This window comes from Gordonia sp. WA4-43 (assembly GCF_020520305.1).
GTDB classification, from domain to species: domain Bacteria; phylum Actinomycetota; class Actinomycetes; order Mycobacteriales; family Mycobacteriaceae; genus Gordonia; species Gordonia hongkongensis.
The window spans coordinates 4,654,654-4,678,505 of the sequence record NZ_CP084736.1; the positions used below are offsets into that span (position 1 = coordinate 4,654,654).

General features: G+C 68.9%; 20 protein-coding genes and 1 pseudogene. 12 read left to right on the plus strand and 9 right to left on the minus strand.

The window, feature by feature from the left end:
• Positions 1-5 precede the first annotated feature (5 nt).
• Both LEL84_RS21055 and LEL84_RS21060 read right to left on the minus strand, forming a co-directional pair.
• Complete coding sequence (locus LEL84_RS21055; protein WP_058251687.1) at positions 6-551, minus strand: flavin reductase family protein; 546 nt, start codon at positions 549-551, stop codon at positions 6-8.
• A 5-nt stretch (positions 552-556) separates the two neighbouring features.
• On the minus strand, positions 557-766 hold the full coding sequence (locus tag LEL84_RS21060) for a hypothetical protein (RefSeq protein ID WP_058251626.1): 210 nt from the start codon (positions 764-766) through the stop codon (positions 557-559).
• A 230-nt stretch (positions 767-996) separates the two neighbouring features.
• Between LEL84_RS21060 and LEL84_RS21065 the strand changes: the two genes are divergently transcribed.
• Positions 997-1,410 (plus strand): cold-shock protein, encoded by a 414-nt coding sequence (locus LEL84_RS21065; RefSeq protein ID WP_004020198.1) that lies wholly within the window; start codon positions 997-999, stop codon positions 1,408-1,410.
• Positions 1,411-1,416: 6 nt separating this feature from the next.
• Here the strand turns inward: LEL84_RS21065 and LEL84_RS21070 are convergent, their stop codons facing one another.
• Together LEL84_RS21070 and LEL84_RS21075 are read right to left on the minus strand one after the other, a co-directional pair.
• Positions 1,417-1,929: a DUF2771 family protein gene (locus tag LEL84_RS21070; protein WP_226512708.1), complete on the minus strand. Its 513-nt coding sequence runs from the start codon at positions 1,927-1,929 to the stop codon at positions 1,417-1,419.
• Positions 1,926-3,932 carry an MFS transporter gene (locus LEL84_RS21075; protein WP_413466885.1) on the minus strand — a complete coding sequence of 669 codons (2,007 nt, stop codon included), beginning with the start codon at positions 3,930-3,932 and terminating at the stop codon, positions 1,926-1,928. Before LEL84_RS21075 ends, LEL84_RS21070 begins: the two co-directional genes overlap by 4 nt.
• A gap of 87 nt (positions 3,933-4,019) precedes the next feature.
• Between LEL84_RS21075 and LEL84_RS21080 the strand changes: the two genes are divergently transcribed.
• Positions 4,020-4,826, plus strand: coding sequence for a DUF3027 domain-containing protein (locus tag LEL84_RS21080; protein WP_068971696.1), 807 nt, complete (start codon positions 4,020-4,022; stop codon positions 4,824-4,826).
• Between the two features lie 17 nt (positions 4,827-4,843).
• Positions 4,844-7,660 carry a sacsin N-terminal ATP-binding-like domain-containing protein gene (locus LEL84_RS21085; protein ID WP_226512709.1) on the plus strand — a complete coding sequence of 939 codons (2,817 nt, stop codon included), beginning with the start codon at positions 4,844-4,846 and terminating at the stop codon, positions 7,658-7,660.
• On the opposite strand, the gene LEL84_RS21090 is transcribed toward LEL84_RS21085, so the two are convergent.
• Complete coding sequence (locus LEL84_RS21090; RefSeq protein ID WP_226512710.1) at positions 7,617-8,213, minus strand: TetR/AcrR family transcriptional regulator; 597 nt, start codon at positions 8,211-8,213, stop codon at positions 7,617-7,619. The two genes, LEL84_RS21085 and LEL84_RS21090, sit on opposite strands and share 44 nt — an antisense overlap.
• Positions 8,214-8,301: 88 nt before the next feature.
• On the opposite strand from LEL84_RS21090, the gene LEL84_RS21095 reads away from it, so the two are divergent.
• Positions 8,302-9,441, plus strand: coding sequence for an acyl-CoA dehydrogenase family protein (locus LEL84_RS21095; protein WP_058251620.1), 1,140 nt, complete (start codon positions 8,302-8,304; stop codon positions 9,439-9,441).
• Positions 9,442-9,460: 19 nt separating this feature from the next.
• On the opposite strand, the gene LEL84_RS21100 is transcribed toward LEL84_RS21095, so the two are convergent.
• On the minus strand, positions 9,461-10,183 hold the full coding sequence (locus LEL84_RS21100) for a hemerythrin domain-containing protein (RefSeq protein ID WP_226512711.1): 723 nt from the start codon (positions 10,181-10,183) through the stop codon (positions 9,461-9,463).
• Positions 10,184-10,293: 110 nt separating this feature from the next.
• Between LEL84_RS21100 and LEL84_RS21105 the strand changes: the two genes are divergently transcribed.
• Both LEL84_RS21105 and LEL84_RS21110 read left to right on the plus strand, forming a co-directional pair.
• Positions 10,294-10,875: a phosphatase PAP2 family protein gene (locus LEL84_RS21105; protein ID WP_226512712.1), complete on the plus strand. Its 582-nt coding sequence runs from the start codon at positions 10,294-10,296 to the stop codon at positions 10,873-10,875.
• A gap of 271 nt (positions 10,876-11,146) precedes the next feature.
• Positions 11,147-11,717: pseudogene (locus LEL84_RS21110) on the plus strand (SPASM domain-containing protein); the annotation flags it as partial.
• 156 nt (positions 11,718-11,873) lie between these two features.
• On the opposite strand, the gene LEL84_RS21115 reads toward LEL84_RS21110, so the two are convergent.
• Entirely contained in the window at positions 11,874-13,133 is a 1,260-nt protein-coding gene (locus LEL84_RS21115; RefSeq protein ID WP_226512713.1) for an HNH endonuclease signature motif containing protein, read from the minus strand.
• A gap of 327 nt (positions 13,134-13,460) precedes the next feature.
• Between LEL84_RS21115 and LEL84_RS21120 the strand changes: the two genes are divergently transcribed.
• The 4 genes from LEL84_RS21120 (at position 13,461) to LEL84_RS21135 (ending at position 19,988) form a co-directional block, all read left to right on the plus strand.
• Positions 13,461-16,049 carry a PQQ-binding-like beta-propeller repeat protein gene (locus tag LEL84_RS21120; protein WP_226512714.1) on the plus strand — a complete coding sequence of 863 codons (2,589 nt, stop codon included), beginning with the start codon at positions 13,461-13,463 and terminating at the stop codon, positions 16,047-16,049.
• A 70-nt stretch (positions 16,050-16,119) separates the two neighbouring features.
• Entirely contained in the window at positions 16,120-17,370 is a 1,251-nt protein-coding gene (locus LEL84_RS21125) for an acyl-CoA dehydrogenase family protein (protein ID WP_226514376.1), read from the plus strand.
• A gap of 13 nt (positions 17,371-17,383) precedes the next feature.
• Positions 17,384-18,454: a phosphotransferase family protein gene (locus tag LEL84_RS21130; protein WP_226512715.1), complete on the plus strand. Its 1,071-nt coding sequence runs from the start codon at positions 17,384-17,386 to the stop codon at positions 18,452-18,454.
• Between the two features lie 22 nt (positions 18,455-18,476).
• Positions 18,477-19,988 (plus strand): APC family permease, encoded by a 1,512-nt coding sequence (locus LEL84_RS21135; RefSeq protein WP_226512716.1) that lies wholly within the window; start codon positions 18,477-18,479, stop codon positions 19,986-19,988.
• Here the strand turns inward: LEL84_RS21135 and LEL84_RS21140 are convergent.
• Positions 19,985-20,233 (minus strand): DUF2530 domain-containing protein, encoded by a 249-nt coding sequence (locus LEL84_RS21140; RefSeq protein ID WP_058251612.1) that lies wholly within the window; start codon positions 20,231-20,233, stop codon positions 19,985-19,987. The genes LEL84_RS21135 and LEL84_RS21140 overlap by 4 nt on opposite strands.
• A 24-nt stretch (positions 20,234-20,257) precedes the next feature.
• Between LEL84_RS21140 and LEL84_RS21145 the strand changes: the two genes are divergently transcribed.
• Both LEL84_RS21145 and LEL84_RS21150 read left to right on the plus strand, forming a co-directional pair.
• Positions 20,258-21,826, plus strand: coding sequence for an NCS2 family permease (locus LEL84_RS21145; RefSeq protein WP_226512717.1), 1,569 nt, complete (start codon positions 20,258-20,260; stop codon positions 21,824-21,826).
• A 105-nt stretch (positions 21,827-21,931) separates the two neighbouring features.
• On the plus strand, positions 21,932-22,396 hold the full coding sequence (locus LEL84_RS21150; protein ID WP_137810785.1) for a MarR family winged helix-turn-helix transcriptional regulator: 465 nt from the start codon (positions 21,932-21,934) through the stop codon (positions 22,394-22,396).
• A gap of 175 nt (positions 22,397-22,571) precedes the next feature.
• Here the strand turns inward: LEL84_RS21150 and LEL84_RS21155 are convergent, their stop codons facing one another.
• Positions 22,572-23,795: a GNAT family N-acetyltransferase gene (locus tag LEL84_RS21155; protein WP_226514377.1), complete on the minus strand. Its 1,224-nt coding sequence runs from the start codon at positions 23,793-23,795 to the stop codon at positions 22,572-22,574.
• Positions 23,796-23,852 lie beyond the last annotated feature (57 nt).

Below are 23,852 nucleotides of genomic sequence, written 5' to 3' on the forward strand. Positions count from 1 at the left end.
GCGACTCACTTCCGGGTCGGGTCCGTGCGCGCCTCCAGGGCGCGGAAGGTGCTGGCGTGGAAGACCAGGGGCTCGATGTCGGGATCGGCGCGCAAGGTCTCGATCTCCAGCAACACGACGGTGTGGTCGCCGGCCTGGATCTCGTTGTGGATCGTGCACGACAGGTGGGCGGCCGCGTCGGGCACGAAGACCGCCCCGCGATCGGTGCTCAGCGGCGTGATGCCGTCGAACCGGTGCTCCGACGACCCGGCGAGTTGCTTGCAGAGTTCGATCTGGTCGCCGGCGAACACGCTGACCCCGATGGCCGGAGCCGTGCGGATCCGCGGCCAGGTCGTCGAGGTGTTCTGGACGCAGACCGAGACGAGTGGCGGGTCGAGCGAGACGGTGGTGAACGAGCTCGCAGCCATTCCGATCAGCGTGGTCGAATCCCCGTCGCGCTGTTCGCAACACACCGCCACGACGCCCGACGGGAAACAGCTGTACGCGTCACGCAGCGCCCGCCCGTCGGAGACGGGGGAGAGATCGGGGGTGGTGTCGATGGTTGTGGTCACGGTCCTCACCTGGCTCGGCGTCCGGCACGGAGTGCGTACACCAGGCCCAGGACGAATCCCAGCGGTGCGCACATGGTCAGCAGATAGACGGCGGTCGGCGCGGTGTCGCCGCCGGTCACCAACGGTGTCAGGAACAACGCCACGATCGCCAGAATTCCGATCATGAACACGACCCCGGCAGCCTGCAGCAACCGCGGGGAGGATGTCTTCTGCATACCCGCCACGGTAGTGCAACGCCGGCCGGTGCGACGCCGCGCGATCGGTGCCCGCCGGGTAATGGTGTGACCGCGCGGCGGGGCGTTGGCTAGGATGGTCCGAAGCAGGCGCCTTGCATCCGTCTGGGCTCGCACGGTCTTCCGCCGTCCGGGCCGCGAGATGGGTGACGGCGTCTTTTGTCGTGACGGGTCGTTTTTCGACAGATCTAGAACAGATGAGGGTGAGCACAGTGCCGACCGGCAAGGTGAAGTGGTACGACGCGGACAAGGGCTTCGGCTTCCTCTCCCAGGAGAGCGGTGAGGACGTCTACGTCCGTTCGGCAGCGTTGCCCGACGGAGTCGAGGCGCTCAAGCCGGGCCAACGCGTCGAGTTCGGCATGGCCGCCGGTCGTCGCGGCCCGCAGGCGTTGAGCGTCAAAGTGCTCGAACCCGCACCCAGCGTCTCCAAGAACGTGCGCGAGGCCGCCCGCAAGGATGTGAAGCGGCACACCCCCGACGAACTGCACGGGATGGTCGCCGACCTCATCACCCTGCTCGAGGGCAAGGTCCAGCCGGACCTGCGCAAGGGGCGTTACCCCGACCGCAAGACCGCGCAGCGGATCTCCGAAGTCGTGCGTGCCGTCGCGCGGGAGCTCGACTCCTAGGGCCGACTACGCGGCGGGCGCGGTCTGAACCGCGAGCTCGCCGCGCGGCAGGACGTCGTCGGCGGGGGTGAGCCGCGCCGACGCCGAGATCACGGTGAACCCGACCAGCACCCGGTCCGGTTCCGACCGGAGCGTCAGGGTGAAGGTGTCGTCCGCACCCTGCTGCTGCTCGTCCTCGACGATCCCGCGCGGAGTCTGATAGACCGCCGCGAGGTTCCACGGACCCTGCGCGATCTCGCTCGATACCGTCAGCATGATCGTCGAACCCACCGGCACCGGCACCGTCACGGTCTCGTTCGGCGCGGTGATCTCGGGATCGCACACGGTCAGCATCAGGTCGCACCACCAGCGTGGGTCCACGGTGTGCAATTCGTCGCCGACCGCGACGTGTAGGTAGGGCTGATCGTCGTGCGCCGCGTTGCGGGTCAGCAGGAACACCGACGTCCCCACCACCGCGACGAACAGCACGACGACGATCGCGATGATCGACAGAGCCTTCTTCTCACCACTGCTGATCACTGACGACGTTGTCCTGTCTGGTTGGGCGGCGGGTGATCGCCGGGGCTGTACGGGCGCGCACCCCGGGTCTCGAACGGGGCGGTCGACGGGGTCCGGGTGGGCATGCGGGCGGTCGAGGGCCGCGCGGCGTGCGGTCGGGTGTCGGCGTCCGCCGGACCGGTCCGGGTGGCCGATCGGGCATCTGCCGCGCGGAAGGCGACGGTGGGCGCGGCGTGGTTGGGGCGTCGACCGCCCAGACCGGGGACCAGTGACTTGCCGCGGGTGGTCATCACCGTCTGCAGCAGCCCGAGGCCGAGCAGTACCGAGACGACCGTGAACCCGATCCACAGGGTCGGCGGCAGCAGCACCCCGAGCGAGGCGCCGAAGACCCACGACAGCTGCAGCACCGTCTCCGACCGGCCGAACGCCGAGGCGCGGGACTCGTCGGGCAGGTCGTCCTGGATGGACGAGTCGAGGCACACCTTCCCGATCGCGCTGGTGCCGGAGGCGACCAGGGCTGCCACGGCGGCCGCGGCGATGTTGCCGAAGATGGCGGCCAGGACCGCGACGACGAAGCAGGCGGCGGTCGCGCCGACGACGATGTTCGGCGGGTTCTTCAGCTCAAGGCGGGTGCCGACGCCGTTGCCGATCATGTTGCCGACGCCGGCGGCGGCGCCGACCGCGCCGAGGAGGAGCAGCTGGGTCCAGTCCGAGGCGTCGCCCTGCTGGGCCTTGGCGTAGAACGCCACGAACAGCGTCAGGAAGCCGGTCAGGATGCGGATCGTGCCGTTGCCCCACAACCCGGCGACGACCTTGCGTCCGAGTGGCTGGCGCATCTTCGCCGCGATCATCTTCGCGCCGTCGCGAGCGCTCGTCGGCTGCTCGGAGTCGCCGGGGGCCGATCGCGCGGGCTCGCCGTGGTAGGTGAGGGTCGTCGGGATCTCGCCCTCGGTGGACTCGACCCACGCCGGGATGCGCATGCACAGGTAGGCGCCGGCGGCGGCGACGACGGCCAGCCACACCATCGCGCCGGGCAGATGCAGTGGGAGCAGCTGGCCGAGGAGGAACTCGATGGCTGCGGCGACCGCGCCGCCCACGATCGTGCCGCCGATGAGGCCGAAGGTGGTCAGCCGTGAATTGACCCGGGGGAGGTCGATGGTCGGCGGCACCACACGCGGCGTGACGGCCGACTTGAGGACGCCGAACGACTTGGACAGCACCAGCAGACCGAGGGCACAGGGATAGAGCACCCATGGGTCGTATTCCAGCTGCTGGGTCACGTCGTTCCACTGGACGTTGGCCATGATCAGCAGGGCCAGGACGACGCGCAGTCCGAAGGTTGTGGCCATGGCGATCCGCCGGCCGCGCTGCAGTCGGTCGAGGAGCGGGCCGATGAGTGGAGCGATCAGGGCGAACGGCGCGATCGTCAGTGCCAGGTACAAGGCCACATTGGTCTTCGACTCACCGGTCGCGGCGGCGAAGAACAGCGTGTTCGCGAGCGCGACGGCCATCGCGGCGTCGGCGGCGAAGTTGGCGATCACCGGCAGCGTCAGCGCGGTCAGGCCCGACTGGTCGGCGCCGTCGGCGGTGGCCGCCCGGTGGATCTTGCCGATCCCCCTGCCGGTCAGCTCGCGACTCCGCATCGCCGCGACCCGCATCACCGTCAGCTTCTTGGGTGTACGGCTTCCACCGTTCTGGGGCCCGTGGTCGGTCGGCATCGCCCGGGTCGCCTCGTCGGCCGGCGGACGGGCGCGGTCGTCGAGCGGCGGGAGATGCGGATTGTGGGTCGGCGGGGGGAGGTAGGCGTTGCGGCCGGGACCCGGCCCGGACGGCGGCTCTCCCCATCCCGGCGCCGGTCGCCGGGTCCGCATCTGCCGCGTCTCGTCGGCCGGATAGTTCGTCGAACCGGGGTGCTGCGCGGCGCGTCGTGCGCGACCGTCGGGTGGCGGTTGCCGAGGGTGCTGGTCGGCGGGACCCCTGGGGGCCCCGCGCCCCTCGTCGTGTCGGGAACTCCGTGGGATCACGCAGACGATTGTTCCTCATCTCCGACTGTGGTCGCTTGAAGCGGGTCGGTTGTGTGGCACACGTCGGCGGTATTGCACACTGGAGCGGTGACTCAGGTTGGTGACGGCGAACGGCACGGTGACGCCGAACGGCTGCTGGCAGCCGTCGACATCGCTCGTTCCGCGCTGCTCGAGGAAGGTCAGCGGCCCGGCGCGCACCGGCGCAGTGTCGCCGAGGGCGACTGGGCCGCCGCGCACTACTTCGATGCCGAGCTCACGGGCTATCGGGGCTGGCAGTGGTGCGTCGTGCTGGCGGGTTCCCCGGGCAGCGACGAGATCACGCTCAGCGAGGTCGTGCTGCTTCCCGGTGACGGCTCGCTGCTCGCGCCGCCGTGGGTGCCGTGGTCGGAGCGGGTCGCGTCGGGCGATCTCGCACCGGGCGATCTGCTCGCCGCCGAACCTGACGACCCGCGTCTCGTCCCGAACCAGATCGACACCGGCGACGAGTTCCGATTCGAGTCCGAGTCCGTGGAACCCGACGACATCGGTCAGGTCGCGGGCGAGCTGGGCCTCGGCCGCAAGAGACTCCTGAGCCCGGAGGGACGCGCCGAGGCTGCGCAGCGCTGGTACGACGGCGACTTCGGTCCCGGCTCGGAGATGGCGCAGGCCGCGCCGTACTCGTGCTGCACCTGTGGTTTCTACGTTCCGCTCGCGGGTGCGCTGCGCGCCGGCTTCGGCGCCTGCACCAACGAACTGGCCGTCGACGGGCGCGTGGTGTCGGCCGAATACGGATGCGGTGCGCACTCGGACGTGCAGGGCCCCAAGGGGAACGGATCGCCCGCGTACGACGCCTACGACGACGGCGCGATCGAGGTCGTCGAGATCTCCCGGGACGCGGAACCGGCCCGGACCTGATCCGGCGCGAACCGACCGTGACCGACGATCCGTTCGGCACCGCGACATTGCGGTCGTCGACCCTGGATGCGTGGGCGGCGTCGCCGACCCGGTTGGCCGAGGACGCGGCCGCCGAAGCGGATCTGGTGACCGTCGGCTACCGGGATCGACTGCTGACCGAACTGGCCGCGAACGCCGCCGACGCGGCCGCGGCGGCCGGTGTCGAGGGCCGGCTGGCGGTCTGGGTGGACGGCACCGAGTTACATGTCGCCAACACCGGCGCCCCGCTGACCGATGCGGGGGTGCGTTCACTCGCCGCGTTGCGGGTGTCGGCGAAGACCGCGGACGACTCGGGCGCCCGGCAGATCGGGCGGTTCGGGGTCGGCTTCACCGCCACCGCGACGGTCGCCGATCGCATCGAGATCCGTTCGCGCAGTGGGTCGGTGGTCTTCGACCGAGCGGACGCGATGGACGCCGCGCGCGCTGCCGGGATCTCCGTCGACGGGCCCGCCGATGTGCCGGTGCTGCGGCTGGTGTGGCCGACGGATCAGACGCCGACCGATGGCTTCGACGCCGAGGTGGTCCTGCACCTCCGCGAGGAACCCGGCCCGCTCCTCGACGCCATGCTCGGCCAGGCGCCGGACCTGGTCGTCGAACTGACTGCGCTGCAACGGATCAGCGTCGGTGATGTCGAGGTGTCGGCCGAACGGTCGGCGGGGCCGGACGTCGACGACGATGACGCGCGCGCGGTCGTGACGACGGTGTCCGTCGTCGGTGCGCCGGACGCGACCGACCTGCCGTCGACGCGCCGATGGCTCGAGGTCGCCCGGGGCGGCACCCGCTGGCTCGTCGACGCCGACGGTGAGCCCGCGGCGGCTGGCGAGGTCCTGCGCGCCCCGACGCCCACCGACATCGAACTCAGCCTGCCATGCCGGTGCATCACCGACCTGGCACTCACGCCGGATCGACGGCACCTCCATCCACGTGCCGAGATCGGCGATGCAGCAGCGGGTTACGTCGATCTCGTGCGGCTCGTCGAACCGGTGCGCAGGGTCGAGCTGGTACCCGAACTGCATCTCGCGCGTAATCCCGACGACGCGCGCCTGATCGAGGCGGTTCGTCGCGAACTGCGGGATGTCGCGTGGCTTCCGGCGGCGGCCGGTGCCGACCTGGTGCCACCGCGCGGGGTGATGCTCGTGGGTCTGACCGATCGGCTCGCGGAGATCCTCGGCGACCTGTTCGGTGACCTGATCCACCCGGATCTGTCGCTGACACAACATCTCCCGACGCTGGGCCGGCTGGGTGTGTCGGAGCTCGGGCTCGCGGAGCTCGCCGAACGTCTCGTCGGCGTCGACCGTGAACCGTCGTGGTGGCACGACCTGTACGACGCCCTGTCGCCCCTGGTGTCGACCGGCCGCGAGGTGGAGGAACTCGGCGCCCTGCCGATCCCGAGATCGGACGGACGGACGGCGATCGGGGTGCGCGGACTCTTTGTCAGTGACCGGATCTCGACCCCCATGCGGTGGATCCCCACCGTGCATCCCGAGGCGCGCCACGAACTGCTGACCCGACTCGGCGTCGCGGATCTGACGGTCGCGCAGGCAGTCTCGGACCCGGCGCTGCGCAGCCTCGTCGACGATGTCGACTTCGATTCGGCAGGCCCCGACGATGACCGGCTCGCCGTCGAGGTGTGTGCGGTGTTGCGGGCCGATCCGGAAGCACCGGTGCCGTCGTGGCTCTCGGCGCTCGCGCTCCCCGACGCCGACGGCGAGTTGCGGCCGGCCGACGAACTCCTGCTGCCGGGCAGCCCGCTGCTCGAGGTCTTGGTCGACGATCACCCGTTCGGTGTGGTCGACGCCGAGGTGGTCGCCGAGTGCGGCGTCGAGGAACTGCGGCGGATCGGCGTCGGCTGGGGTTTCGTGACCGTCGACGACGACCTGCCCGTCGCGCCCGAGCATGACCTGCCCGACGAGGAGGACTGGTGGGCCACCCTCCCGGATGCGCCCGAGAAGCTCAGTGCGGTGCGGGATCTCGACTTGATCGAGGACGGGCGCTGGCCGGAGGCGTTGACCATGATGGCCACCGACGAACGCATCCGGCCGCTGCTCGCCGACCGGACGGGCTACACCGCGTGGTGGTTACGACGCCATGCGGAGATCGACGGTCTGCTGCTGGGGGAGTACCGGTCGCCATCGGATGACGTTCTCGAGAACATCATCGATCCCCTCGACCACCCGTATGCCGACGAGCTCGCCGGCACACTCGCCCGGCTGGAACCCGACTCCGCCGACGACGCGACGCTGCTGCTGACCCGGCTGGGCGATCGGGAGCGTGTGATCAGTGCGGGCGCAACGGTGTCCGTGCATGCCGCCGTCGTCGCGGCGTGCCGGAGCGGCATCGTCGATGCGCACGACGTCGAGGTGCCCGAGCGGGTGCGCACCCTCGCCGGCACAACCGCCGACCGCGCGGTGGTCGTCGACCGGCCGTGGTTCCTGCAGACGCTGGCCGACGACGAGGCGGTACTCGCCGGACCCACCGTGGTCTCGGCCGACGCCGACCTGCTGGGCACGCTGCTCGACCTGCCGCTCGCGAGCGAGGAGTATTCGGCGACGGTGTCCGCGCCGGGGGAGGCAGTCGGCTGGGCGCACCCGGCGGTGGTGCGCTTCGGGGCGTCGCGGGGGATCGAGATCCCGCACGGCGATGTTCGGCTACACGACGAACTGTGGATCGCGTTGCGCAGCAACGATGGCGGAGACGGCCCCGATGTCGCACGGGAAGTGCGGGTCGAATGGTGGGTCGACGACGCGGGTGTCACCCACCTCGAGCGACCGGGCCGGCGTCGATCCCCGCGGTGAGGATCGACGCGAGCTGGCGGTAGGCGGCCGCGTCGTCGAGTCCGGTCGCGGCCCACACCTCGCGACGCTGGATCCGGCTCATCATCGATGAGGCGAGGTCGGCGGCGAACGCGGCGTCGACGTTGCGGAACTCGCCGGCCGACACCCCGTCGGCGATGAGCGCCTGGACCCGGGACGATGCCGCCGCGGTGTTGCGCTCGTACAGTGCGCGTGCCGGTTCGAACGCGTCGAGATCGCGCATGAACGCCTCCGAGGCCGGTGCGAGTGCCTCACCCACCGCCACCAGGTAGACGATGACCCGTTCGCGCGGACTCGACGACGCCGCGACCCGTGACTCGACCTGTTCGGTCGCACTGCGGAAGAAGTGCGTCACGGTCGCGGTGACCAGTTGTTCCTTGCTGGCGGCGAGGGTGTACAGCGTCGACTTCGAGCAACGGAGTTCGGCCGCGATGGAACCCATCGACAGGTGCGCGAACCCCTCACGCAGGATCAGCTCGAGAAGGGCGTCGAACAGCGCGGCCCGTCGGCGGGTGGCGAAACCCTGGGTGGCCATGCGTGCTCCCTTCCGCTGTACGAACGCTGCCCGAAATAGTACTGTGAAGAAGACCTGAGTACTAGTTTCGTAACCCTGGAGGTCTGGAATGCCGGTCGATCGCCTGCTCCCCAACGACGAGGCGCGCGATCTGATCGCGCTGGTCCGCGACATCGCCGACAAGCGCATGGCGCCGATCGTCGACCAGCACGAGAAGGACCGTCGGTACCCGGACGGGTTGTTCGCCGAACTGGGTGAGGCGGGATTGCTCGGGCTGCCGTACCCGACGGAGTGGGACGGCGGGGGCCAGCCGTACGAGGTCTACCTGCAGGTGCTCGAGGAGCTCGGCGCGCGCTGGGCTGCGGTCGCCGTGGCGGTCAGCGTGCACGGGCTGGCCTGCCATCCGCTGTTCAACTTCGGCACCGATGAACAGAAGCAGCAGTGGCTGCCGGACCTGTTGAACGGCAAGCTGATCGGTGCCTACAGCCTGAGCGAACCCCAGGCCGGCTCCGACGCCGCGGCGCTCGCGTGCCGCGCCGCACCGACCGACGGCGGTTACTCGATGACGGGCTCGAAGGCGTGGATCACGCACGGCGGCATCGCCGATGTGTACAACGTCTTCGCCCGCACCGGTGAGGGTTCCAAGGGGGTGTCCTGCTTCTTCGTCGCCCGGGACACCGAGGGGCTCAGCTTCGGCAAGCCGGAGGACAAGATGGGCCTGCACGCGGTCCCGACGACCGGCGCCACCTACGACGACGCGTTCGTCGAGGAGGGACGCCGGCTGGGGGCGGAGGGGCAGGGGCTGCAGATCGCCTTCTCCGCGCTCGATTCCGGACGCCTGGGCATCGCTGCGGTGGCCACCGGCCTGGCGCAGGCGGCGCTCGACGCCGCCGTCGACTACGCGCAGGAACGAGCCGCGTTCGGCCGCAAGATCATCGATCACCAGGGGCTGTCGTTCGTGCTCGCTGACATGGCCGCCGCGGTCGACTCGGCCCGCGCGACCTACCTCGACGCCGCTCGACGCCGCGACGCCGGCATCGACTACACGCGAGCGGCGGCGACCGCCAAACTGGTGGCCACCGACGCCGCGATGAAGGTCACCACCGATGCGGTCCAGGTGTTCGGCGGTTACGGCTACACCCGCGACTTCCCGGTCGAGCGCTACATGCGCGAAGCGAAGATCACCCAGATCTTCGAGGGCACCAACCAGATCCAGCGGCTGGTGATCGGTCGGTCGCTGGCGCGGTGAGTTCGCCGGCCGTCGGTGTTCAGCGCGGGTTGTAGTAGAACGCGCGGTCGTCGAGGCGCCGGAATCTCGGTCCGCCGAGTCTGATCATCAGCCGCAGGATGGCGGGGATGCGGGCGTAGACCGCCTCGCGGTCGGGACCGGTCAGCCCTTTCGCCATCAGCGGGCACGTCCGCAGGGTCTCGGCCAGACCGGCGCGCCTGCTCATCTTCTCCTCGAAGGCGTCCCAGTCCTGCGGCGTCAGGCGGCGCTGCACGATGGCGATGGCGTCGGTCTCCTCATGGGCCAAGTGTCTGCCGAGGACCTCCTGGGCGCGGTGCAGCGCGTCCGCGAGGCTGGCCCGGGTTTGTTCGTCGGCGCGTTCGGCCATCCGGGCGAAGCCGACCGCGCACTCCTCGAGTAGCGGATCGATCTCGTCGTGCTCGTCCTCCATCGCCTGCAGGATCTCCGCCTCGGCGTTGTCGCACCGCTCGAGCAGCAGCGGCCACAGTTCCAGGTCCTCGCCGGTGTGGTGGTGGTGCAGCGCATGGGCGAACATCGCCCATCGACGAGAGAGCGCACGCCAGGTCCCCGCGTCGTCGACGGGGGTGGCCGGAACGGTGGCGGCGAAGTCGGCGAGGTCTCGCCGGAATCCGTGGTGCAGGACGTACATCATGAACGGGTCGAGCGGTCCGTCGGGCGCGGCCGCCTGGCCGGGGAGCCGGAGCTGGATCGGGTGAGCGGTGTGGGCGGGGTGGGTCGTCATCGTGCGGGTCCTCATCGATACGGGTCGGGCGGGTTCGAGGACCACACTGGGCGGTGACGCTTGCGGCGTACTTGAGGGCGACTTGAGCGACGCCTGGATAGGGTGGCGGGATGTTCCCCTCTCCGACGACGATCGACGAGAACATCCTGAACTGGGTGGTCGAGAACCGTTCGGAGCCGTGGGTCTCGATCGCCGAAGTGGTGACGGTGCTCGGCAACACGGTGACGATGTTGGTGCTGACATGTGCGGTCGTGGTGACACTCGCCGTGACCCGGCACCGGGTCGACGCGGTCTTCGTCGGCGCCGGAGTGCTTTTCGGATACGGTCTGATGCAGGCACTCAAGTACTCGTTCGCGCGGGACCGGCCACCCGTCGAAGACCGTCTACTGAACATCGACACCTTCTCGTTCCCCTCCGGGCACGCGATGATGACGATGGTCGTGTTCGGGCTGTTCGCTGTCGCCGCGTTTCGCTGCTCGCCCTGGGTGCGGGCGCATCGCTGGATCCTCGTGATCGCCCCCGTGCTGTCGATCCTCGTCGGCCTCACCCGAATACAACTCGCCGTGCACTGGGCCACGGACGTCGTGGCCGGATGGTTGTTCGGGGCGATCTGGGTGGTGTTCTGTACCTGGATACTGCTCCGGTACGAATCACGCCGCGGCTCCGGTGGTCTCGCCGGGAACCGGCAATAGGTCACGCGTTCACCCGGACCATCCGCCGCGACATCTCCGGAAGCGGGGGCAGTTTGGTTCGACATGCGACTCATATTGCCCCCTGCTTGTGCGAGGATTTCGGGCCCAGGGGTTGGCAGACATGTTCTTCCTACTCATTGATCCATACATGGAGACCGGTTGGCTCTCATGGAGACGGGGCGCCGGTTCTGACGACGGCGCGCCCCGTGGTGTTCCGCGGGCGATCTACCGCGCGGCGGGGTGAACCCGGCGAGCGGGTTCTCGTCACAGGATTTGGTGGGACGCGACCGTCACCGAGGCGCAGCGCCGCGCCAAGAAGCGGCTGCCCAAATCGGTGTACTCGTCGCTGGTCGCCGGCACGCAGGCCGGTGTCACCGTCGACGACAACGTCCGCGCGTTCTCCGAACTGGGCTGGGCGCCGCATGCCGTCGGTGCGCAGTCCGATCGCGAGATGACGACAACGGTGATGGGAGAGGAGATCTCGTTCCATCTGTCGGCGTTCGGTTCCGATTCCAGCGGCGGCCTCCCCGGCCTCAATCTGTGTGGTGCGGGACGCGTGGTCTGCCTCATCGACCCGGTCGGCGACGTGTACGCGTGCCCGTTCGCGATCCACGAGAACTTCCTCGCCGGGAACATCCTGTCCGACGGCGGACCTGTTCACCGAATTGCGCGAACCGCACGCCGGCGCCTGCACTAAGTGTGCGCATTTCGACGCCGGCCGCGGCGGCTGCATGGCCGCGAAGTTCTTCACCGGCCTCCCGCTCGCCGGCCCCGACCCGGAGTGCGTGCAGGGTTATGGCGAGGAACTCCTCGCCGGCGACCGCACGAAACCGACCGCCAACCCGCCTAGCTTTTCGACCCGGGTCCGGCCTGGTTGCGAGCGGGGTGAATTCGACTGGGGTGTCACTGTGGAGTTGTCAAGGGACTGATGCGGTCCCGGGTGTGGCCCGGGTGCGGAAGGTGCTACGCGAAAGTCTGGTGGTCTGTGGCGGCAGCGGTCAGGCGGCGTCGTCGAGTCGCATGGTGCGTCTGTTGTAGGCGGGTAGTGGTCGGCGGTGCGGGTCGATGGTCGCGGGTGGGACAAGCCAGGGATGACGGTCGAATCCCATCACGACGTCCCAGCCGTGGTGGTGGACCTGGGTGTGGCAGCGCTGACACAGCAAACAGCCGTTGTCGAGGTCGGTGGGTCCGCCGTCGGCCCACGACTTGACGTGGTGAACCTGGGTATGTGACGGTGGTGCACCACATTTGACGCAACACGCGTCGCGGACGATCACCGCCTTACGTAGGTGCGCCGGATACAACCGACGGGTGTGACCCATCTGCAGCGGTACGCCCTCACTGTCGAGGACGATCTCGGTCAGGGATCCGTCGCAGGAGACCTGTTTCGCGGTGGCATGGCTGACCGTCCCGGTCCACGGCAGCGTTGCGAGATCTCCGGTGGCGGGGATGGTCAGCATCAGTTGCGTGCGTGGACTTCCGACGGTATCGATGGTCGCGCCGATCGCGGCTTGGTCGAGGATCAACTCGAAAGCGTCGGCACGGCGCTGCTCGGCGGTGCGACGATCTTCGGCGCCGTCGGGTTCGGGCCGTGGACACGATCGTTCGTCGATCATGGCCTGGAACTTCTCGCCGACGATCTGGGTGAGGTCGGCCCGGATTTCGACGCGGCCGTCGTCGGTGGTGTGGGCGTTCACCGAGTTCAGCGATGGGTCGGCGGCGGCGGGGACTCCGGTATCGGAAGCGTCGGCAAGGCCGTTGGCGACGGCTCGGGCGAACTTGAGCACTTCTGCCGGTGTCGCGCCCGACAGTGCTTGGGCGATGAGCTCGATCTCGTACTCGGAGCGCTCGTCATCGGAAATGCCGTCGGCGCAGCACTTCTCGATCTGGTTCATTCCACGAATGATGGCATCGACGATCTCGCTTGACAGCCGCCCGTCGGCGGCGTGACGCGCCAGGGCCGGCAACGTCGGCAGGGCATCGACACTCCGCATGGTGCGAAGAGCGGCGGCCGGCGCATGGCCTGACTCGATCAGCAGCTTCTTGGTGGTGCTGCCGGCTTTCTGGGCGATACGGAGTTCGTCGAGTTGCGATGTGTGGGTGACGATCTGGTGGTCGACGGTGTTGCGGATCAAACGCAGCGTCTCGAGGGCGTCGAACGTCGCTCTGCCCGTGGGGTCATCGGCGGGTGGTGTGGTTTCGATGAGCTGATCGAGGAGAGTGGCGAGCTCTGGCATGACTCCAAGGTACCGGAACATTCGTTCGATTTCGAGGTTTCTCCACAGGCTCGAGATCCCGAAATTGTCGACTGTGCAGTCGATTTCGTTGAATGCGCGTTGATCGTTGACAGTGATGAACTTCAGTCACACCCGTTTCGATTTCCGGTCGAAAAGTGGTGGGTTTGTCACGAACGAAGGCCTCGACGGTCGCTCGGGGTCGCTCGGCGAGCGCGAGCTACTCAGCCGGCGGGGCGCACCCGGGCTCGCTGTGCAGATGCGGGAGCTGCTCGGTCGGCGTGAGCGGCCGCCGAAATTCCCCCGGGTGGGGGACAGTCGAACCGCGTCGGACTGGGATTCACTGGACGGATGTCGAATGCGGGGCCACCCGACGATGACGCGACCGTGCCCGGATCAGCCGACGGCGACGAGTCGCCGACGACGATCCAACCTGCCCGCCCGACGGTGGTCCCGGGGGTGTCGCTGAACAAGGCCCCGGCGCCGGACCCCTACGCCGCCACGCAGACGGGCCCGACGCCGCAGTACCCACCACCGCCGTATCAACAACCGCCGACTGGCTATCCGTCGCCACCCGGACAGCCCCAGTACGGCTACCCGCCGCCGGGCTACCCACCGCCGGGTTATCCACCACCGGGGTACCCCCAGCCCGGATATCCCCAGCCCGGATACCCGCGCAGATCCAATCGGCGCGCGTACCTGATCACGGGCGTCGCGTTGGTCTGTGTCCTCGCGCTGGTCCTCGGGGGCGTCGTGTGGTGGAAGGTGTCCTCGTCGGACGGCGGTTCCGACGACACGCCGGACCTCGTCGCCGGTCAGCTCACCGGTTCGTTCCCGACCGCGCCGAGTCCAGCCTGGAGCGTCGACGCGAGTTCGGTCGGTGGCACTGCCTACGTCTCCGGGCTACCGCTCGAGTCGAACTACATGACGCTCGGTGCGGTACACGACGACAGAACTTTGGCGACCCTCGTGAACGTCGGCGCCTCGGTGGACGGCCCGGCGCTGCGTCTTGTCGGGATAGACGCCGAGTCCGGCGGGAAGTGGTCGTTCGGCGAACTGGTGTCCGGGTGCTCGGACTCCATCGTGGACAGCACCATCGCCTGCCTGGGTCGGGGCGCCGCGTATTTCATCGACGTCCGGACAGGTCGCGAGATCGGCCGTGCTCCCGCTCCGCCGCAGGCGTTCGGGATCGCGTTCAACGGGAAAGCGGCCTTCGTCCGCGATTTCAGTGGTGGCAACGAACGCCAGGTCGTGTTCCACAAGGTGACACCAGGAGGCGTGGAATGGCGGCGCACGATCGACCTGCCCGAAGCGCTTCCGAGCGGCGACGCCTCGCAGTTCATCGCCACCGACGAGCTCGTCGCCAGCGCCGACGGCGTGGTCGCCGTCATCTCGGCCGACGACGGCCGGGAGATCTTCACGAGTCCGGGCCGGACCGGGATGGCGCCACGCCCAGACGGATCGATCCTCGTGGTGACGGGCAGCATGACAAGCGGCACACCGACGAATGGTCCGGTCGTCGTGGTCCGGCCGGACGGCACCACCAGCGACTTGGCGGGTATGAGCGTGGAGTCCGCTGCTGTCATGACTCCGACTCAGAGCGGGCGTGTGCTCATCGACGGTGCATACACCGACGTCGCGGACGGCGCGCGGATCTGGACGACGACTGATCTCCCGGCCCACACCTCGCCGACCGTCGTGCTGGCCGATGACCGTGAAGTCGTGTGGACGACGCACGACGCTGTCACCGCAGTCGATGCCATCTCCGGCCAGACGTTGTGGACGACTCCGACCGGGCCGGTCTACGGGTCGACCGGCCACGCCGTCACCGACGGCGAACGCCTCATCGCGCCCATGGCCAACGGCGGCGTGACCGCCCTGGATCTGGTGAGCGGTGCGCCGGTGTGGTCGATGCCCCCGTCCACGATCGGCAACACCCCCGCCGCGGGTGTCACCGAACCGCGTCCGCCGCTGACGTTCGCCGTCGGCGACCGCCTGATCACGATGACCGCGACCACGATCACCGGCTTCGCGCCCACCGGTCCGGAGGCCATCGTTCCGGGCACGACTCGCGAGGCCGACACCGCCGACGGCGGCGAACCCGAATACGTCACGCCGTGCGGGGCGCCCCCGGTGTTCACGCCGCAGTCGTTCCGCACGTCGGCGGGTGGGCTGGGCGTGACGATGAAGGTCACCGCGAAGTGTCCGGGCGGCGACGTCCTGTACGGGCCGCAGACACGCATCACCATCTCCGACGGCAGCGGCATCGTCGCGTCGGGGAACTTCGACTTCCAGCGGGCGCCGGTCGCGGTGCCCTCGCTCGACGGGGCGGGCGAGGCGCTGACGATGGAACTCACCTATCCGCCCGGGAGCTTCTTCCGGCTGCCGGACACGCTCGGTGCCCAGGGGAGCGCGGCCGGCGGCGGCCGCTACCTCGTCGACTGCGACAAGGGCCCGACCTCCGGGGCCGCGCCGAAGCTCGCGACTCCGCAGTCGGGAACGGCCGCGTCGTCGACCGCCACCGGGGTGTCGTTCCCGGCCGGAGCCGACGTGACGGCGAGCAGCGTCAGCGCCCTCCGTCTGCAGGCCGACGCGGATCGGGCCTTCATCGTGGCGAACCTGAACAACCGGTGGGTGGCGCAGCTGAGCTCCAAACGGCCGGGTCTCGTCGCCGAGGGGCGGACCTGGACCGACCAGGCCATCCTCGACGAGTTCCTGGCACTCCGGTTGCGGTTCAACGACGTTCGGCTCCTGTGGAGTGACGAGTGGCCGGTGTTCTCGTACCGCGGCTGGTGGGTGACGGTGGCCGCGGCGACCTTCCCGGGCCCGGTCGAGGCCAACAACTGGTGTCGCGCCCAGGGATTCGGCCCGGACAACTGCTTCGCGAAACTGGTGAGCACCACGGCCGGACCGGAGCGGACGACCCTCTACTGGAAGTGACGGTGCCCGACGCCGCGCCGGTTTGCTCGGAACGATGACGAGTAATCGGTTCATCGCGATACGGTCGGGTATGGATTTCTCTCCGTCAGCGCGGTCGGCCGAACTCACCGAACGCGTGCGCACCTTCGTGACCACCGAGATCGAGCCGGTCGAACCCGAGATCCATCGGGACATCAAGACCCGCCGCGACGAGAACGGCAACCCGTGGACGCCGTCGCCGATCATCGCCGAACTGCAGAAGAAGGCCCGCTCGGAGGGGCTGTGGAACCTTTTCCTGCCCGCCGAGCACGCCGGCCGCTACGCCGCCGACTTCGGCACCGACGGCGGCGCCGGGTTGACCAACTCCGAGTACGCGCCGATCGCGGAGGCGATGGGATCGTCCGGGCTCGCGCCGGTGATCTTCAACTGCAACGCCCCCGACACCGGCAACATGGAGGTGTTGCTGCGCTACGGCACCGACGAGCAGCGCAAACAGTGGCTCGAACCCCTTCTGACCGCGGAGATCCGCAGCGCCTTCTGCATGACCGAGCCGGCCGTCGCGTCGTCGGACGCCACCAACATGGCCGCGACCGCCGTGCTCGACGGCGATGACGTCGTCATCAACGGGACCAAGTGGTTCTCCACCGGTGTCGGCCATCCGGACTGCAAGGTCCTCATCTTCATGGGCGTCACCGACGCCGAGGCCGACCGGAAGTCGCGGCACACGATGGTGCTCATCCCGATCGACGCCCCCGGGGTCACGATGGACCGGATGCTCACCACCATGGGCTACTTCGACGAGCCGTTCGGCCACGGCGAGATCAGCTTCGACAACGTGCGCGTCCCGGCGTCGAACATCCTGCTCGGACCCGGCCGCGCCTTCGAGATCGCCCAGGGCCGGCTCGGTCCGGGTCGCGTGCACCACTGCATGCGGGCGATCGGACTCGCCGAGCGCGCGCTGGAACTCGGTGTGCGTCGCGCACTCTCGCGGGAGGCGTTCGGCAAGCAACTCGCCCGGCTCGGCGGCAACAGCGAGCGCATCGCCGACGCCCGCATCGCGATCAACCGGTCACGGTTGCTCGTCCACCACGCGGCCTGGTTGCTCGACCAGGGCATGTCCCGCGAAGCCCTGTCGGCGGTCAGCGAGATCAAGGTCGAGGTGCCCAACATGGCACTCGACGTCATCGACCTCGCCATCCAGTTGCACGGCGGCGCCGGTCTCACCGACGACTTCCCGCTCGCGCAGGCCTGGGTGGGCGCGCGGTCGCTCCGACTCGCCGACGGCCCGGACGAGGTGCACCGCAACGTGGTTGCGCGCATCGAGTTCGGCAAGTACCGCTGATCGGGGGACGAGGATGACCAACGAGGTGGCCGGTGCGGGCGAGGTCCGCACCGAGGATGCATTCGACGTCGAGGCGATGGCCAAGTGGCTGGAGGCCAACGCCGCGGACCCGACCGGTCTCGACGCCGTGCCGGAAGTTCGTCAATTCGGCGGTGGCGCTTCCAATCTCACGTACCTGCTGCGCTATCCGTCCAGGGACCTGATCCTGCGCCGGGCGCCCCGGGGTACCAAGGCGCGGGGCGCGCACGACATGGCACGCGAGTACCGGATCCAGTCCGAACTCGCGACCGCCATCCGCTACATCGCGCCGATGATCGCCTTCTGCGACGACGAGTCGGTCCTGGGCGCGGACTTCTACGTGATGGGCCGCATCGACGGTGTCATCCCGCGGACCGAGTGGCCCGCCGACGTCCCGCTCGACGCCGAGCAGGCACGCCGGCTCTGTCTGAACTTCATCGACACCCTGGTCGAGGTCCACTCGGTCGATCCGAGCACGACCGGACTCGCCGATCTCGGCAAGGGGCCGGGTTATGTGCGACGGCAGGTCGAGGGCTGGTCGGCGCGATTCCGCAACGCGCACACCGACGACGTGCCCGACTTCGAGTCGACGATGACGTGGCTGGCCGACAACCAGCCCGACGACGTCGCCAACTGCGTCATCCACAACGACTTCAAGCTCGACAACGTCGTCCTCGACAAGGACGATCCCACGCGGGTGATCGGCATCCTGGACTGGGAGATGGCGACCCTCGGCGATCCCCTGATGGATGTCGCGGGTTCGATGGCCTACTGGATCCAGGCCGACGACCCGGATGCCATGCAGCTCATGCGACGTGTCCCGACGCACCTGCCCGGCATGCTCAGTCGTGCCGAGTTCGTCGAGAACTACTGCGAGCGCATGGGATTCGACATGACACCGGAACGCTGGCGCTGGTATGAGGTGTTCGGACTGTTCCGGGCGGGGGTGATCGCCCAGCAGATCTACTACCGCTACTACCACGGCCAGACCACCAACAAGGCGTTCGAACGTCTCGGATACGCGGTCGGGATCATCGCGCAACGGCTGGACGACCTGCTCGTGTAACCACCCGACGAAAGGGACCGCCATGGCGGAGGACGTGGTCACCCCGGCGGGTGCCGGCAGCGGATCACCCGACGAGATCCGCATCAGCGGCTACCGTCCGGAGTTGCGCCGGACGCTCGGCGGGTTCGCGGTGTTCGCGATCTCCTTCGCGTTCATCTCCGTCGCGGTCGGGATCTTCGCCACCTACGGCAGCGTGCTCACCACGGCGGGTCCGGTCGGGATCTGGTTGTGGATCGCCGCCGCGGTAGGCCAGACCCTGATCGCGCTGGTCGTCGCCCAGTTCGCCGCCCGGATCGCATTGAGCGGGTCGTCGTATCAGTGGGCGTCGAGGCTGGCGAACCCGAAGGTCGGCTGGTTCTTCGGCTGGCTGAGCTTCTGGTACCTGGCGATCGGCGTGGTCGCCATGGACAACGCGCTGGCCAGTCAGGCGCTGATGCCGCTCGCCGGGATGGCCGAGGACGAGGACGTCGCCCGCGTCATCACCCTTGTCGTGCTCGTCATCCAGGCCGTGCTGGTGATCGCCTCGACCCGGTTGCTCGGCCTGTTCACCTCCGGCGCGGTCGCGGTCGAGTTGGCGATCGTGACGATCCTGATCCTGGTGCTCGCGGCGGTGATGGTGTTCAGCGGTAGCGGTCACCCGGGCAACCTGGTGTCCGAGGGGGTGGCCGCCGGTGCACCGGACTACTGGGCGATCGGTGGCGGGGTGATGGCCGCGATGGTCATGGGACTCACCACCCTGGTCGGGTTCGATTCCGCGGCCAACCTCGCCGAAGAGGCGAAGGATCCGTTCCGCAGCGTCCCCCGGGCGATTGTCGGATCGGTGGTGGCCGCCGCGGTCCTGGGACTGGTCTTCCTCATCGTCCTGACCACGGCGATCGAGGACGTTCAGGCGGTCACGGCCGACGGGTCGCCGGTCGCCGCGATCATCCGGGAACAACTCGGGCCGGTCGCCGAGCGAATCCTGCTCGCCTGCATCGTCTTCGCGATGTTCGGCGCCGGCATGGTGGTGATGGCGGCCTGCGCCCGGCAGGTCTTCGCGATGGCCCGCGACCGGCGCTTCCCGGCGCACCGGCTGATGGCCAGGGTCAACCCCCGGACCCAGACCCCGGTACCGGCGACGCTGCTCATCCTCGGCGTCGGAGTGGTGCTGATGCTGGCCCTGCCCGGGGCTGCGCTGATCGAGCTGATCATCGCGTCGACGATCCTGCCCGCGCTCATCTACGGCGGGACCGTCGTGCTGTACCTGGTCGTCCGAAAGCGTCTGGAGCGCAAGTCCGGTGGGTTCAGTCTCGGACGCCTCGAGATGCCGGTCGCGGTCGCCGCGCTGATCTGGGTGGGGGTCGCCCTGTTCGTGCTCGTCACGCCCGACGACGCGCGGGTGCCGACCCTGATCGTGCTCGGGCTGATCGCGGCGGGCGGCCTCTACTTCGTCGCCCTGCTTTTCGGGCCCGGTCGCGTCCTCGAACACGAACCCGGTGTCGACGAATTCGCCGCGGCCGCAGAACCGGACGGGGCTGAACCGGACAGAAGCTAGTCGAGACCTTCCTGCGCGCCCCGATCACCGCGTCGGACACCGGCGCGCTGGACGAGGACGATCGTCGTCCCGAGCAGACCGACGGCCAGGCCCACCAGGCACACCGGCAGCGCGCGGTCGCCACCGAGATCGGTGAGGGCGACGATCACGGTCGCCACCACCCACCCGATCATCCCGACCACGATCACCGGCTCCGGGGCGCGCAACGCGCGGGGGAGTTCGGGGATCTCGAGTGTCGTGGACATGGACAACAGGGTAGCTTTCGGAACGTGCCACACGATGAGCCGAGTGAGTCTCGCGATCTGAGGTCCTCCGACACCCCGGGTGCGGACATGTCGAAGGGGAACCTCCCCACCGAGCCCGACTTTCCCGCGACCACCCCGGGGCCGGATTCTGCGGTCCCGCGCGGCCCGCTCGACCGGTTCTTCAAGATCTCCGAACGCGGTTCGACGATCAACCGCGAGTTCCGCGGTGGCCTGGTCACGTTCTTCACGATGGCCTACATCGTGGTGCTCAACCCGATCATCATCGGCGGTATCCCGGGCGGGGACAAGAACACCGACGTCCTGGGCGACGTCCTGCCGCTGGCGCAGGTCGCCGCGGTCACCGCGCTCGTCGCGGGCGTGATGTCGATCCTGTTCGGCCTGGTCGCCAACTATCCGTTCGCGATCGCGGCGGGTCTCGGCATCAACAGCCTGCTGGCGGTGTCCATCGCGCCGCAGGTGACCTGGCCCGAGGCAATGGGTCTGGTGGTCGTCGACGGCATCATCATCGTCCTGCTGGCCGTCACCGGATTCCGCACCGCGGTGTTCAACGCGGTGCCCCCCGAACTGAAAGCCGCGATCGCGGCGGGGATCGGTCTGTTCATCGCCTTCATCGGTTTCGTCGACGCGGGATTCGTCAAGCGCATCCCCGATGCCGCCGGCACCACCGTCCCGGTGCAGCTGGGCAGCGACAACTCGATCTCCACGATCCCCACACTGATCTTCGCGGTCGGGGTGCTGCTGATGGGCGTCCTGGTGGTGCGTCGGGTCCCCGGTGGCCTGTTGATCGGTATCGCCATCACGACGGTGCTGTCGATCGTGCTGGAGCGGATCTTCGATTACGGGTCCAGCGTCGACAACCCCTCCGGCTGGGGTCTCAGCGTGCCCGACATCCCCAGCGCCCTCGGCGGTCTGCCCGATCTCAGCCTGGTCGGTGACGTCGACCTGTTCGGCGCGTTCACCCGGATCGGTGTGCTCGCGGCATCGGTGCTGGTCTTCGCGCTGGTGCTCTCCAACTTCTTCGACGCCATGGGCACGATGACCGGCCTCGGCAAGGAGGCCGGGCTCGCCGACGAGAAGGGCAACCTGCCCGGTATCGGCCGAGCGCTCGTCGTCGAGGGGACCGGCGCCATCGCCGGCGGTGCCGCCTCGGCGTCGTCGAACACGGTGTTCGTGGAGTCCGCGTCCGGTATCGCCGAAGGTGCGCGCACCGGCCTCGCCAACGTGGTGACCGGAATCCTGTTCCTGGTGGCGATGTTCCTGACGCCGCTCTACGAGGTGATCCCGCTCGAGGCGGTCGCCCCCGCGCTGGTGGTCGTCGGCGCCATGATGATTGGCCAGCTCACGTCCATCGATTTCAAACGGCTCGACTACGCGCTGCCGGCCTTCCTGACGGTCGTCTCGATGCCGTTCACGTACTCGATCGCCAACGGTATCGGCATCGGCTTCATCAGCTGGGTCGTGATGGCGACCGCGGCGGGCAAGGCCCGCACCGTGCATCCGTTGCTCTGGTTCGTCGCCGCGATCTTCGTCGCCTACTTCGCGCGCGGACCGATCTCCGACCTCATCGGCTGACGGACTTGGTCGTCTGTCCGGGTTTGCCCGTTTCGGTGTAGTCCACCCGGTTCAATTTCGTCGCGGACGGGCAGTGAGGCCGATTTCCTGGCCTACGATTTGGCAATGCATGCACCTTATGGTGACGGAAGTCTGTCCGGCGACCTGTCCCTCGCCGTGGTGCGCCTGGCGCGCCGACTCCGAGGTCGGCGGGAGAACAAGCTGGTCTCGCTCACTCAGCTGTCCGCCCTCAACACGCTGCACCACGAGGGCCCGATGACACCAGGTGCGCTCGCGGCCGCCGAGCGGGTTCGCCCGCCGTCGATGACCAGGGTCATCGCCTCGCTGTCGGATCTCGGGATGATCAAGCGCGAACCCCATCCCACCGACGGCCGTCAGGCCATCGTGACGTTGTCCCCGGAAGGCGTCGAAGTCGTGACCGACGAACTCGCCGCCCGCAAGGCATGGTTGAGCGACCGCCTCGCGGAACTGTCCGCCGAGGAGCGGGACATCCTGCGCGAGGCCGTGCGCATCGCCAACAAGATCCTCGGGCAGGCCGACACCGACGTCCCGCGCTCACGCGCGATCTAATCCCGCTCCCTGAGGAGTCCCGGAGCTTGCGGAGGGACGTCTCTCCGCTCCCTGAGGAGTCCCGGAGCTTGCGGAGGGACGTCTCTCCGCTCCCTGAGGAGTCCCGGAGCTTGCGGAGGGACGTCTCACCGCTCCCTGAGGAGTCCCGGAGCTTGCGGAGGGACGTCTCGAAGGGTCAGAAGAACGTGCCCGAGAAGGGTGCGCGGTCGGTCATGAACGCGTGGTCCAGCGCGCGCAGCGTCGCCGGGGAGTCGACGCGCAACCGTCCCGCCGCCGCGAAGGCCGAGGGTCGGATCCCGCCGAGGTAGATGCTCGACAGCACCGAGATGTCGAGCGAGACGGTGGGCGTCGCTCCCGACTTCGCCGGCGCGACGATCGCCCCGCCCTCGCGTACCGAGATGTCGAAAACTCCTCCGTGGCCGCGGAATTCGTCGGTCACCTCGATCACGGCGTCCAGGTCGGCGGCATAGTGACGGGCGCCGAGGGCGGCCGGGACGTCGAGGATGCGCAGCCACATCGTGTCGGCGGTCCCAGTGACCGACACCGACCGCGGATTCACGAGTTTCTGCGACAGCGGGTCGTCGACCGGGATGGTCGCGGTGAGCGAGGGGATGAGGTCGAGGCTGATCAGGACGCGCCACAGATCGGTGTGTGCGTCGTCGGTGACCGCGAAGACCTCGTTGACCTCGCCGCGCACCGCGCCGGTCTCGTCCTTGTAGATGCGATAGCTCGCGTAGCCGTCGGCGTGGAGCAGGTAGTGCAGACCGCTCGCCGACAGCGGCCGCTCCGACGCCCGGTCGGCCAGGATGGGATTCCACCAGGCGGGGGTGCGGGTGAGCGCGCCCGGGGTGGTCAGCGTCCACCGTGCGTGGAGGTCGGGGATCGCGGCGGCCACCGCGTCGGCGTCGGCATACCGGACGGTGGCATCGTTGGGCTGGGCCGCGCGCATCTGGGCGCCCGGGCTCAGCGACACCGAGTTCGCGAAGCACGCCGGTCCGAAGCCGAAGCGTTCGTAGATGGTGCCCTCACTCGCGGTGAGGATTCCGAAGGTGTACTTCTCCGATTCCCACTGCTCGACGAGTTCGGTGAGCATGCGGCGGAGGATGCCACGCCGCCGGTGGGTCGACGCCACCGAGACCCACGACAGTCCGGCCGCGTCGGACACCCCACCGCCGGGCAGTGACATCGACATCCGGTAGAACATCGCCACCCCGACGAGGGGCCGCGTGTCCAACCCGGTGTCGCGCACCAGCACGACGTCGTCGTCGGCGACCTTGCCGCGCAGATCGGCGACCTCGTCGTCGGGCAGCGGATTGCGCATGGCGAACGCGCGGGCATCGGTGGTGATGATGTCGGCCCAGTCCGCGTCGGTGGCGCGGGTGAGGGACAGACGTGACATCGGAGTCGAATCGCTGGTCACGCTCTCCACAGTTTCACACCCGTGCGCTGCCGGTTT